The 12,164-nt window shown below is 69.5% G+C and carries 12 protein-coding genes; all 12 read left to right on the top strand.

Annotation, left to right across the window (positions count from 1 at the left end; genetic code table 11):
- The coding region (locus AACZ35_RS07765; RefSeq protein WP_339827909.1) for a rod shape-determining protein at positions 1-766 on the top strand (766 nt) is incomplete at its 5' end.
- Positions 767-803: 37 nt separating this feature from the next.
- On the top strand, positions 804-1,763 hold the full coding sequence (mreC, locus tag AACZ35_RS07770) for a rod shape-determining protein MreC (protein WP_339827912.1): 960 nt from the start codon (positions 804-806) through the stop codon (positions 1,761-1,763).
- Entirely contained in the window at positions 1,760-2,248 is a 489-nt protein-coding gene (mreD, locus tag AACZ35_RS07775) for a rod shape-determining protein MreD (protein WP_339827914.1), read from the top strand. The genes mreC and mreD overlap by 4 nt, the downstream gene beginning before the upstream one ends.
- Positions 2,249-2,252: 4 nt before the next feature.
- The gene (gene mrdA, locus AACZ35_RS07780; RefSeq protein WP_339827917.1) at positions 2,253-4,115 is read left to right on the top strand and encodes a penicillin-binding protein 2; all 1,863 of its coding nucleotides are present in this window, start codon (positions 2,253-2,255) and stop codon (positions 4,113-4,115) included.
- Positions 4,112-5,221 carry a rod shape-determining protein RodA gene (rodA, locus tag AACZ35_RS07785; RefSeq protein ID WP_339827919.1) on the top strand — a complete coding sequence of 370 codons (1,110 nt, stop codon included), beginning with the start codon at positions 4,112-4,114 and terminating at the stop codon, positions 5,219-5,221. Before mrdA ends, rodA begins: the two co-directional genes overlap by 4 nt.
- Positions 5,222-5,277: 56 nt before the next feature.
- Complete coding sequence (gene mltB / locus AACZ35_RS07790) at positions 5,278-6,309, top strand: lytic murein transglycosylase B (protein ID WP_339827921.1); 1,032 nt, start codon at positions 5,278-5,280, stop codon at positions 6,307-6,309.
- Positions 6,306-7,295, top strand: a complete 990-nt coding sequence (locus tag AACZ35_RS07795; RefSeq protein WP_339827923.1) for a septal ring lytic transglycosylase RlpA family protein — start codon at positions 6,306-6,308, stop codon at positions 7,293-7,295. The genes mltB and AACZ35_RS07795 overlap by 4 nt, the downstream gene beginning before the upstream one ends.
- A 70-nt stretch (positions 7,296-7,365) precedes the next feature.
- Positions 7,366-8,589 (top strand): D-alanyl-D-alanine carboxypeptidase family protein, encoded by a 1,224-nt coding sequence (locus AACZ35_RS07800; RefSeq protein ID WP_339827925.1) that lies wholly within the window; start codon positions 7,366-7,368, stop codon positions 8,587-8,589.
- 61 nt (positions 8,590-8,650) lie between these two features.
- The gene (locus AACZ35_RS07805) at positions 8,651-8,929 is read left to right on the top strand and encodes a DUF493 family protein (protein ID WP_188659670.1); all 279 of its coding nucleotides are present in this window, start codon (positions 8,651-8,653) and stop codon (positions 8,927-8,929) included.
- Between the two features lie 50 nt (positions 8,930-8,979).
- Positions 8,980-9,621 carry a lipoyl(octanoyl) transferase LipB gene (gene lipB, locus AACZ35_RS07810; RefSeq protein WP_339827936.1) on the top strand — a complete coding sequence of 214 codons (642 nt, stop codon included), beginning with the start codon at positions 8,980-8,982 and terminating at the stop codon, positions 9,619-9,621.
- A 6-nt stretch (positions 9,622-9,627) separates the two neighbouring features.
- Entirely contained in the window at positions 9,628-10,635 is a 1,008-nt protein-coding gene (gene lipA, locus AACZ35_RS07815) for a lipoyl synthase (RefSeq protein WP_339827931.1), read from the top strand.
- Positions 10,636-10,743: 108 nt separating this feature from the next.
- On the top strand, positions 10,744-12,164 hold a 1,421-nt coding region (locus tag AACZ35_RS07820; protein ID WP_339827934.1), incomplete at its 3' end, for a S41 family peptidase.

The following is a 12,164-nucleotide window of genomic DNA, read 5'->3' on the forward strand; positions in this document are numbered from 1 at the left end:
GTTCATCAAGAAGGTGCACAAGTCGCGCTTCCTGCGACCCAGCCCCCGCGTGCTGATCTGCGTGCCCTGCGGTTCGACCCAGGTCGAGCGTCGCGCCATCAAGGAATCGGCCGAAGAGGCCGGTGCCCGCGAGGTCTACCTGATCGAAGAGCCGATGGCCGCCGCGATCGGCGCCGGCATCCCGGTCGACGAAGCCCGCGGCTCGATGGTCATCGACATCGGCGGCGGCACGTCCGAGGTCGCGGTCATCTCGCTCAACGGCATCGTCTATTCGCAGTCGGTGCGCATCGGCGGCGACCGCTTCGACGAAGCCATCATCAACTACGTGCGCCGCAACCACGGCACCCTCATCGGCGAAACCACCGCCGAACGCATCAAGCTCGAGATCGGCTGCGCGTTTCCGCAGGCCCAGGTCAAGGAGTTCGAAGTGTCGGGCCGCAACCTCGCCGAGGGCGTGCCGCGCATGATCGTGATCAACTCCAACGAAGTGCTTGAAGCCCTGCACGAACCGCTCAGCGGCATCGTCAGCGCCGTCAAGCAGGCGCTGGAACAGACCCCGCCGGAACTGTGCGCCGACGTCGCCGAACGCGGCATCGTGCTCAGTGGCGGTGGCGCCCTGCTGCGTGACCTCGACAAGCTGATCTCCGAAGAAACCGGTCTGCACGTGCACGTCGCCGACGATCCGCTCACCTGCGTCGCCCGTGGTGGCGGCCGGGCGCTGGAACTGATCGACATGCACGGCAACGAGTTCTTCTCGGCCGAGTGAGCCTGCTTGCAGGCGCAGTCCTTATCCGGATGACGCCGTGGCCTATCCTGGAAACCCGGCGCCGCGCCTGACCGACGGCGCCGGCAGCACGCTACCGCTGCTGGCCTATCTCGCCATCGCCACCGTGCTGATGGTGGCGGACCTGCGCGGCGGTTTCGCCGCCCAGGCGCGCGTGCATCTCTCGACGCTTGCCGAACCCGTGTGGTGGCTTGCCGCGGCCCCCGGCCGCCTGATCGACAGCGCCGGCGAATTTTTCACCAGCCGCGCCAGCCTGCAGCAGGAAAACGAGCGCCTGCACCGCGAACTGCAGGTCAACGCCAGCCGCCTGCACCGGCTGCTGGCCGTGGCCGAGGAAAACCAGCGCCTGCGCGAACTGCTGGGCGGCACCCGCGGCTACCGTCTCGACGCCCAGCTGGCCGGAATCATCGACGTCGACCTCGATCCCTCGCGCCAGCGCATCGTGCTCGACGTCGGCGGCAACGACGGCGTGCGCGTCGGCCAGGCCATGATCGATGCCGGCGGCGTGCTCGGCCAGGTCATCGAAGTCACGCCCCGGCATTCCACCGCGCTGCTGCTTACCGATCCCGAACACGCGGTGCCGGTGCAGGTCGCCCGCACCGGCCTGCGCGCCATCGTCTATGGCACCGGCCGCACCGACATGCTGCGCCTGCCCAGCATTCCGCAAAGTGGCGACATCCGCGTCGGCGACCGCCTGGTCACCTCGGGCATCGGCGGCCGCTTCCCGGCCGGCTTCCCGGTGGGCGTGGTGGAAAGCGTGCAGCCCGACGAAACGCAGTTGTTCGTCGTCGCCGAGGCCCGCCCCGCGGCGCGCCTGGACCGCGGCGTCCAGGTGCTTCTGGTCAGCAACAGCCGCACCGGCCTCGATGCCGGCCCGCCGCTGCCGCCGCCGCCGGTTCCGGTCGAAGAGCCGGCGCCTGGGGACGCGGACGCCGGCGCCAGCGAAGCCGCCACCGAAGCCGCGGAGCCCGTCGAATGAACCGCGGACCCTCCGGCTGGCTGCTCTACGGAGGCCTGTTCCTGGCCCTGCTGCTGATGGTCGTGCCGCTGCCCGAGGGCATGGACCTGGCCCGCCCCTACGTACTGGCCATGCTGCTGTGTTACTGGCTGCTCGAAACCCCCGACCAGGTGGGCCTGGGCACGGCCTTCATCGCCGGCCTGGCCGCCGACCTGGTGGCCGGAACCCTGCTGGGCGAACAGGCCCTGCGCCTGGTGGTGATGGCCTTCCTGGTCCAGCGCTTCCGCGCCCGCCTGCGCTTCTTCCCGCTCTGGCAGCAGGCGCTGGCCATCTTCGCGCTGCTGGTGAACGACCGCCTGGTCGACCAGGCCATCCACGCCATCGCCGGCAACGGCTGGCTGCACTGGACCACCTGGCTGTCGCCGGTGCTGGGTTTTGCGCTGTGGCCGTGGCTGTTCCTGCTGCTCGACGGCCTGCGCCTGCGCACCCGCGACCGCGCCAGCTGACGCCATGCGCAGCATCCCGCGCCGCAAGCTCAAGAACCTGCACGCCGAGGCGGCGCAGTTCGACCGGCGCGCCATCGTCGGGTTCATCGGCATCGCGCTTGCGCTGCTGGGCCTGGCGGGCGGCTATTTCCGTCTGCAGGTGCTGCAGCACGAGGAATACCAGCTGCGTTCGGAAGCCAACCGCATCAAGCCCCGGCCGATCGTGCCGGCCCGCGGCCTGATCTACGACCGCAGCGGCCGCCTGCTGGCCGACAACGTGCCCGCCTACCGGCTCGAAATCGTCGCCGAACAGGTGCAGGACCTCGACGCCACGCTCGAAGGCCTGGCCGGCCTGGTCGACCTCGATCCCGAGGACATCGAACGTTTCCGCGAAGCCCGCCGCGCCACCCGCAGCTTCCGGCCGGTGCCGCTGAAGCTGCGCCTGAGCGAAGGTGAACTGGCGCGCCTGGCCGTCAACCGCCATCGCTTCCCCGGCGTCGAAGTCGTGCCCTACCTGACCCGGCGCTACCCCTACGGCGACCTGTTCGCGCACGTCATCGGCTACGTCGGCCGCGTCGACGCCGACGACCTGGCGGCCATGGGCGACAGCCGCAACGCCGCGCTGACCCACATCGGCAAGGCCGGCATCGAGCGTTATTACGAAGACCGCCTGCGCGGTGAGATCGGCTACGAAGAAGTCGAAACCAATGTCGAAGGCCGCGCCCTGGGCGTGGTGCGCCGGCAGCCAGCCACGCCCGGCACCGACCTGCGCCTGACGGTGGACGCCCGCCTGCAGCAGGCCATGGTCGACGCTTTCGAAGGCCAGCACGGCGCGGCCATCGCCATCGACCCGCGCAATGGCGAGATCCTCGCCATGGTCAGCCTGCCCAGCTACGACCCGAACCTGTTCATCAACGGCATCAGCCACCCGGACTGGCAGGCGCTGCAGGCGCCGTCGCGGCCGCTGTTCAACCGCAACGTGCTCGGCGGCGCGCCGCCGGGCTCGACCATCAAACCCTTCATGGCCCTGGCCGCGCTGGAAGCGGGCATCCGCACGCCCGAATACGAAACCCTTTCCACCGGTGAATTTTTCCTGCCGGGCCAGCCCCGCGGTTACCGCGACTGGCGACCGGGCGGCCACGGCCGCGTGAACCTGCGCGAGTCGCTGGCGCAGTCGGTGAACACCTACTACTTCGAGCTGGCGGTCGAACTGGGCATCGACCGCATCGACCCCTTCTTCGAACGCCTGGGCTTCGGCCGGCCCACCGGCATCGACCTGGCCGGCGAAATGTCGGGCGTGCGGCCGTCGCGGCGCTGGAAGCGAATGCAGTACAACCAGAACTGGTACCCCGGCGACACCGTCAACGCCGCCATCGGCCAGGGCTTCTGGGTGACCACGCCGCTGCAGATGGCCCAGGCCACCGGCGTGCTGGCCAACGGCGGCCTGCTTTACCGCCCGCACCTGCTGCAGGCCAGCCAGGCCGGCTTCAACCAGCCGCTGCAGCCCGAGCCGCAGCTGCCCGGCCGCCGCGTCATCGAAAGCGCCGAAGACCTTGCTGCGGTGAACGAAGGCCTGGTGGCGGTGATGCACGGCCCCACGGGCTCCGCCCGCGCCGCCGCCGTCGGCGCCCCCTACCGCATGGCCGGCAAGACCGGCACCGCCCAGCGTGTCAGCCGGCGCGGCACCGAACGCACCAACCCCAAGGACCTGCCCTACCACCTGCGCCACCAGGCCTGGTTCATCGGCTTCGCGCCGGTGGAAGACCCCGGCATCGCCGTGGTGGTGCTGGTCGAACACGGCGGCTCGGGCAGCGGCGCCGCGGCGCCGGTGGCCCGGCGCATCATGGACGCCTGGCTGCTGCCGGTCGCCGACGAGGTGGCACCGTGAGTGCCCTGCTGCGCTGGACCCGCGAACTGTTCGACCGCCTGTTCGAAAAGGTGGACCTGCCGCTGCTGCTGGCGCTGATGGCGCTGATGGTGGTCAGCCTGGTCGTGCTGGCCAGCGCCTCGGGTGAAAACACCCGGCTGGTGGTGTCGCAGGGCGCACGTTTCGGCGTCGGCCTGGTGGCGCTGCTGCTGCTGTCGCGGGTGACGCCGGCGAAGTTCCGGCTGTGGACCCCGCTGGCCTACGCCGGAAGCCTGGTCTTGCTGGCGGCGGTGTTCGTGTTCGGCACCGGGCGCAGCGCCAACCTGTGGCTGAACCTGGGCGTGTTCTACCTGCAGCCGGGCGAACTGTTGAAGCTCACCGTGCCGATGATGCTGGCCTGGTACCTGCACTCAGTGCCGCTGCCGCCGGGCTGGCGGGTGCTGGCGGTCTGCGCCTGCATCATCGGCGTGCCGGTGGCGATGATCGTGCTCCAGCCCGACCTGGGAACCGGCATGCTGGTGGCGGCCTCGGGCGTGTTCGCGATCTTCCTGGCCGGCATCGCCTGGTGGCGCATCGGCCTGTTCGCCGGCCTGGGCCTGGCGGCACTGCCCGCGGCCTGGCCCTTCCTGCTGCCGCACCAGCGCGAGCGCATCCTCACCTTCATGAACCCCGAGAACGATCCGCTGGGCGCGGGCTGGAACATCATCCAGTCCAAGATCGCGATCGGTTCGGGCGGGCTCACCGGCAAGGGCTGGGGGCAGGGCAGCCAGTCGCACCTGGACTTCCTGCCCGAACACACCACCGACTTCGTTTTTTCCGTGCTCAGCGAAGAATTCGGCTGGGCCGGCGTGGTCACCGTGCTGGCCCTGTACCTGTTCGTGGTCGGACGCTGCCTGTGGATCGCCACCCAGGCCCGCGACGGTTTCGCCCGCCTGCTGGCCGGCACCCTGGCCATGACCTTCTCGGTGTATGTCGTGGTCAACGGCGGCATGGTCGCCGGCCTGCTGCCGGTGGTGGGCGTGCCCATGCCCCTGGTCAGCTTCGGCGGCACCTCGGCGGTGTCGCTGCTGGTGGGTTTTGGCATGGTGATGTCGGTGCATGCGCACCGTAAATTCATGGCTAGCTGAACCGGGTGGGCGCGCACGCCGTGTTAAATTGCCGGCATTCCCATATGCTTGTTTCCATGCGCACTTACCTGCTTCGCCTGTCCGCCCTGCTGCTGGCCGTTTCAACCGCCACGGCCGCCGCCAACCCGTCGCCGGACCCGGCGCTGCGCCAGGTCTTCCTTGACCACGCCAGCAGCGAATACGGCCTGCCGGCCGCCGAGGTCGAAGCCTGGCTGGCGAAGTCGGAATACCGCCAGAGCATCGTCAACGCCATGTCGCGGCCGGCCGAAAAAGTGAAGCCCTGGCGCGAATACCGGCCGATCTTCATTTCCGACAAGCGCATCCGCGACGGCCAGGCGTTCCTGGCCCGCCACCGCGACGCCCTGGCCAGGGTCGAAGCCGACACCGGCGTGCCGGCGGAAATGATCGTCGCCATCATCGGCGTGGAAACCAGCTACGGCGGCAATACCGGCAGCTACCAGGTGCTCGACGCGCTGTACACGCTGGGCTTTTTCTATCCGGTCAGCGGCGACCCCGCCCAGGTCGAGCGCGAAGCCGCCCGCGGCCGCTTCTTCCGCGATGAACTCGCCCAGGTGATGCTGCTGGCCAAGGAAGAAAGCCTCGACCTGGCCGCGCTCAAGGGCAGCTATGCCGGCGCGATGGGCTACGGCCAGTTCATGCCGTCGAGCTACCGCGCCTACGCCCGCGACGGCGACGGCGACGGCCGCCGCGACCTGTTCGGCTCGCTCGACGACGTCTTCGCTTCGGTCGCCAATTATTTCGTCGCCCACGGCTGGCAGGCCGGCGAACCGGTGGTCGCCCTGGCACGCGCCGACGAGGGCGCGGAAGCCTTCAAGCCCGAAGGCCTGGAAGCACGCTACAGCCTGGCCGAGCTGGGCGAAAAGGGTTACCGCCCGGCCGAGGCCCTGGGCCACGACCACAAGGCCACGCTGGTGACCCTGGAAGGCGTGGACGGCACCGAACACTGGTTCGGCTTCCAGAATTTCTACACGATCACCCGCTACAACCGCTCGCCGATGTACGCGATGGCGGTGCACCAGCTCTCGCGCGAAATCGCTTCCGGCAACGGGGTCGCCGCCGCGCCATGAGGGCCGGCCTGGCCTGCGTGGTGCTGCTGCTGGCGGCCTGCGCCGGCAAGCCCACCCGCCCGGTGGCGCCCGCGGTCGAACCGGCCGCCGACACGCCGCGCGCGGCCGTCGCCGCGACGCCCGCCGCCGCCTCGGCGCAGGCGCTGCAGGCGGCCTGCCTGCAGGTGCGCGAACACCGCGACGAGGACTACACCGCCGGCGGCCTGTACGCGCCCGGCGTGGCCGACTCCGCGCCCAGCGAAAGCCTGGACATCAGCGGCCTGGTCGAACCCGAGCCCACGCACGAACCGCTGGCGCGCTACGGCAACCGTTCGCCCTACACCGTGCTGGGCAAGAGTTACCGCGTGCTGGAGCGGGCCGAGGGTTATCGCGAGCGTGGCATCGCGTCCTGGTACGGCCAGAAGTTCCACGGCCGGCACACGTCCAGCCGCGAGATCTACGACATGTGCAGCTTCAGCGCCGCGCACAAGACCCTGCCGCTGCCGAGCTTCGCGCGGGTGACCCGCCTGGACACCGGCGAAAGCGTGGTGGTGCGGGTGAACGACCGTGGCCCCTTCCACGACGGCCGCATCATCGACCTCAGCTACGCCGCGGCGGTGAAGCTGGGCCTGGACCGCAGCGGCACCGCCAAGGTGGAAGTGCAGGCCCTGGTGCCGGGCGCCGACGCGCCCCGCGTGGCCGCCACCACTCCGGCCGCGCCGCTGCCGGCGTCGGCCCCGCTGCCCGGGCCCGCCGTACACGTGGCCGAAGACGGCCGCCGCCGCATCCTGCAGGTGGGCGCCTACCGCGAACGCGACAACGCCCGCCGCATCGCCCGCCTCATCGAAGACGCCGGCATCGAGGACGTCGAAGTCGCCTCGGTGAAGGTCAACGGCAACAAGCTCTGGCGCGTGCGCATCGGCCCGCTTGCGGCCCCCGCGGCGACCAGCGTCATCGAAAGCTTGCGCGCCCTGGGCCTGCCCAGCCCGCGCGTGTTCATTGAATAGGGGCTAGCATCATTGCCTCGTCCCCGGTCCGCGCACCGCGCAGGCCCTGAATAACTGGAGTTTTTGCCGGATGTCCGTTTCCCGTTTCCTGTCCTTCCTGCTGGCGGCCGTGCTGGCCGGCGGTGCTTTCGCCCAGGCCCCCGCCCCGACGCCGCTGCCCGACAAACCCGAGGTCGCGCCGCCGCCCACGCCCGAGGCCCCGGTGCCCGAGGGCGCGAAGGCCTGGATCCTGATGGACCACGTCAGTGGCCAGGTGCTGGCCGGCGAAAACATCGACGAGCCGCTCAATCCCGCGTCCATCACCAAGGTGATGACCTCCTACGTCGTCGCCGCCGAAGTGGCCGCCGGCCGGGCGTCGCTGCAGGACATGGTCAAGATCAGCGAAAACGCCTGGCGCCAGGGTGGTGCCGGCACCGACGGCAGTTACAGCGCGCTGGAGGTCAATACCGAGGTCAAGCTCGACGACGTGTTGCACGGCCTGGTCATCCAGTCCGGCAACGACGCCGCGATCGCGCTGGCCGAACACCTGGCCGGCACCGAGGCGGCCTTCGTGGACATGATGAATGCCTACGCCAGCAAGCTGGGCATGACCGGTTCGCACTTCGAAAACGCGCACGGCCTGACCGCCGACGGCCACGTGATGACCGCCCGCGACATCGCCACGCTGTCGCGCGCGCTGATCAACCACTTCCCCGATCACTACGCGCTCTACAAGATCAGGGAATTCACCTACAACGGCATCCAGCAGTACAACCGCAACGGCCTGCTGTGGAAGGACGACAGCGTCGATGGCCTCAAGACCGGCCACACCTCGGCCGCCGGGTATTGCCTGGCCGCTTCGGCCAAGCGCGGTGACCAGCGTCTGGTGTCGGTGGTGCTGGGCATCGATACCAACAGCCGCAACGAAGGCTTCCGCCTGCGCGAGCAGGGCAACCTGGCGCTGCTGAACTGGGGTTTCCGCCATTTCGAAACGCACAGCGTCTACGGCGCCGGCGAGCAGGTGGCCGAACACCCGATCTGGCGCGGCGCCGCCGACACCGTGTCGCTGGGTGTCACCGATGCGCTGCTGGTGACCGTGCCGCGCGGCCGCTACGGCGAACTCAAGCCCAGCATGGACGTGCCCAAGCAGCTGTCGGCGCCGGTCACCAAGGGCCAGGCCATCGGCACCCTGCGCCTGAGCCTGGACGGCAAGGTTGTCGCCGAACGCCCGCTGGTGGCGCTGGCCGAGGTCGCCGAGGGCGGCTTCTTCAAGCGCATGAGCGACGATTTCTGGCTGTGGTGGGAAAGCGAATAAGGCCCGCCCCGGCGGTCGCCCGGCCCTTGGGCGGGCGGCCCGGCGCCCCCATAATGGGGCCATGTCCATCCATTCCGACAATCCCGAGCACGGCTTCCAGTTCCCGGGCATCTTCGAGATCAGCGCCATGGGGTCGGCCGAGGCCGACCTGCACCTGGTGATGCCGATGGTGCTCGAGGCCCTGGGCCTTACCGTCTACCGCGACCGCATGGCCATCAAGCCTTCGGCCAAGGGCAACTACGTGTCGGTGTCCCTGGTCTTCGAGGCGCACAGCCGCGAGGACTACGATGCCGCGCACGGCGCGCTGCGCGAGCACCCGGCGGTGAAGTGGACGCTGTAGCGGCCGCCTGCGACACGGCGCCCGCCGCGGCGCCGGCCGACCGGCCCTGGCTGGTGCGCGAACTGGGCCGCCAGGCCTATGAACCGGTCTGGCGCGCCATGCAGAAGTTCACCGACGCCCGCGGCCCGGACACGCCCGACGAACTGTGGCTGGTCGAACACGAGCCCGTGTTCACCCTGGGCCAGGCCGGCAAACCCGAACACGTGCTCGCGGCCGGGGACATCCCGGTGCTGCAGGTCGACCGCGGCGGCCAGGTCACCTACCACGGCCCCGGCCAGCTGGTGGCCTATCCCATGGTCGACCTGCGCCGCCTGGGCATTGGCGTGCGCGAGCTGGTCTGCCGCATCGAAGCCGCGGTCATCGACGTGCTGGCCGGCTTCAACGTGCACGGCGAACGCCGCGAGGGCGCGCCCGGCATCTACGTGGACGGCCGCAAGGTCATGGCCCTGGGCCTGCGCGTTCGCCGCGGCTGCAGCTTCCATGGCCTGGCCTTCAATATCGCCATGGACCTGGAGCCGTTCAGGCGGATCAATCCCTGCGGTTTCCGGGGCCTGGAAGTGACCTCGATGCTAGAATTGGGCGGTCCCGGCGAGCTCGCCGCGGTCAAACCGCTGCTGGTCGAGGCCCTGTCCCGCCGGCTCGGCCTGCAGGCCCGGCCGGTCGCCGGCCTCCCCGATCTCACTCCCGCCTGAGGCGTCATGTCCGAGTCCACCAGCAAGTCCATCCCGCTGCAGGTCCTGGGTTCGCCCCTGGTGGAAGGCCAGAAGCAGCTGGGCGGCGACAAGATCGGCAAAAGCCCGGTGAAGTTCGACGAAGCCGCGCCCATCCTGCGCAAGCCCAGCTGGATCCGGGTGCGCATTCCCTCGGGCAATGCGGTGCAGAAGCTCAAGAGCAAGCTGCGCGAGAACCGCCTGGTCACGGTCTGCGAAGAAGCCAGCTGCCCGAACATCCACGAATGTTTCAGCCACGGCACCGCCACCTTCATGATCCTGGGCGAGGTCTGCACCCGCCGCTGCAGCTTCTGCGACGTCGCCCACGGCCGGCCCAAGCCGCCCGACGCCAGCGAACCGGCCAGCCTGGCGCGCACGATTGCCGACATGGGCCTGCGCTACGTGGTCATCACCTCGGTGGACCGCGACGACCTGCGCGACGGCGGTGCCCAGCATTTCGTCGATTGCATCCGCGAGGCGCGGGCGCTGTCGCCGGCGCTGAAGATCGAAATCCTCACGCCCGATTTCCGCGGCAAGGGCCGTATGGACCGCGCGCTGGAAATCCTGGCGCAGTCGCCGCCGGACGTGTTCAACCACAACCTTGAAACGGTGCCCGACCTGTACCCGAACGTGCGCCCGGGCGCCGATTACGCCTGGTCGCTGCAGCTGCTCAAGCGCTTCAAGGCCCAGCATCCCGAGGTCCCGACCAAGTCCGGCATCATGCTGGGCCTGGGCGAAACCTTCGAACAGGTGATGACGACCCTGCGCGACCTGCGCGCCCACGACGTCGACATGATCACCATCGGCCAGTACCTGCAGCCCACGCCGCACCACCACCCGGTGATCCGCTACTGGACCCCCGAGGAGTTCAAGGCGCTCGAAGCCGCCGGCCAGGCCCTGGGCTTCACCCACGTGGCCTCCGGGCCCATGGTCCGTTCGTCCTACCACGCGGACCGAATGGCCGCTGAAGCCGGGTTCGTCGCCGACACCGCCTGAACGCCGGGCGGGGTATGCTCGGAATCGTGCCCCCAGCCAGCACTACTGGCACACGCCGCGGCCCCCGCCGGGGCGCAAAGTGGGCCCCTGACGCACCGGATCCCAGACATGCTCAAGTACAAGCTGATCGCCCTTTCCGCCGCACTGCCCCTGGCCCTGGCCATGGCGGCCACCGGCAGCCCGGACACGGAAGCCAGCACGTCCCGCGCCGGTCCGCCGGCGCTGGCGCCGACGGCTGAACAGGCGGCGGCGGCGCGCATGGTCTACGGCATCCTGTCCGACAGCCGCTACGTCTACCGGTCCAAGCCGCTCAACGACGAACTTTCGGCCGAGATCCACCGCCGTTACCTCGATTCCCTGGACGGCCAGAAGCTGTTCTTCACCCGCGCCGACATCGCCCGGTTCGATGCCCAGCGCCTGCAGCACGACGACGCGATCAAGTCGCAGCAGCTGGCGCCGGCTTTCGACATCTTCGCCACCTACCAGCGCCGGGTCGCCGACCGCGTGGCCTATGCGCGTTCGCTGCTCAAGCAGCCCTTCGACTTCTCGAAGGAAGAATCCTGGCTCTACGACCGTGAGGACGCGCAGTGGGCGGCCAGCGGCAGCGAGCTCGACGACGCCTGGCGCAAGTACGTCAAGAACGACGCCCTGCGCCTGAAGCTGGCCGGCCGCAGCCAGGACGAAATCCGCAAGACGCTCGACAAGCGTTACGCCGGCATGGCCGAGCGCGTCGGCGAGCTGCGCGAGGACGACGCTTTCGAAACCTTCATGAATGCCTATGCCGGTTCGATCGACCCGCACACCAGCTACATGTCGCCGCGCAGCGCCGAAAACTTCAACATGCAGATGCGCCTTTCGCTCGAAGGCATCGGCGCCGTGCTGCAGCGCCAGGACGAATTCGTGGTCGTGCGCACCATCGTGCCGGGCGGCCCGGCCGCGAACTCCGGCAAGATCAACGTCGGCGACCGCGTGATCGCGGTCGGCCAGGGCGACACCGGTGCGATGACCGACGTGGTCGGCTGGCGCATCGACGACACCGTCGCGCTGATCCGCGGCAAGAAGGGCACCAAGGTGCGCCTGGACATCCTGCCGGCCGAATCCGGCGTGGATGCCAAGCCCGAGCTGGTGGTGATCGAGCGCGACAAGGTCAAGCTTGAACAGCAGGCCGCGCAGAAGCGCATCATCGAGGTAGACGATCGCCGCATCGGCGTGGTCGAGCTGCCCACCTTCTATCTTGATTTCGACGCCCGCCGCCGCGGCGACAAGGACGCGCGTTCGGCCACCGCCGACGTCGCGCGCCTGCTGCGCGAGCTGCGCGCCGAACAGGTGGACGGCGTGATCATCGACCTGCGCGACAACGGCGGTGGCTCCCTGCTCGAAGCAGTGGAACTGACCGGCCTGTTCATCGATACCGGCCCGGTGGTGCAGGTGCGCGAAACCGGCGGCCGCGTCAGCGTCGAAGCCGACGATGAAACCGGCGTGGCCTGGGACGGCCCGCTGGCCGTGCTGGTCAACCGCGCCTCGGCGTC

Origin of the sequence: uncultured Arenimonas sp., assembly GCF_963976025.1 — a bacterium.
In the GTDB taxonomy this organism is placed as follows: Bacteria; Pseudomonadota; Gammaproteobacteria; order Xanthomonadales; family Xanthomonadaceae; genus Arenimonas.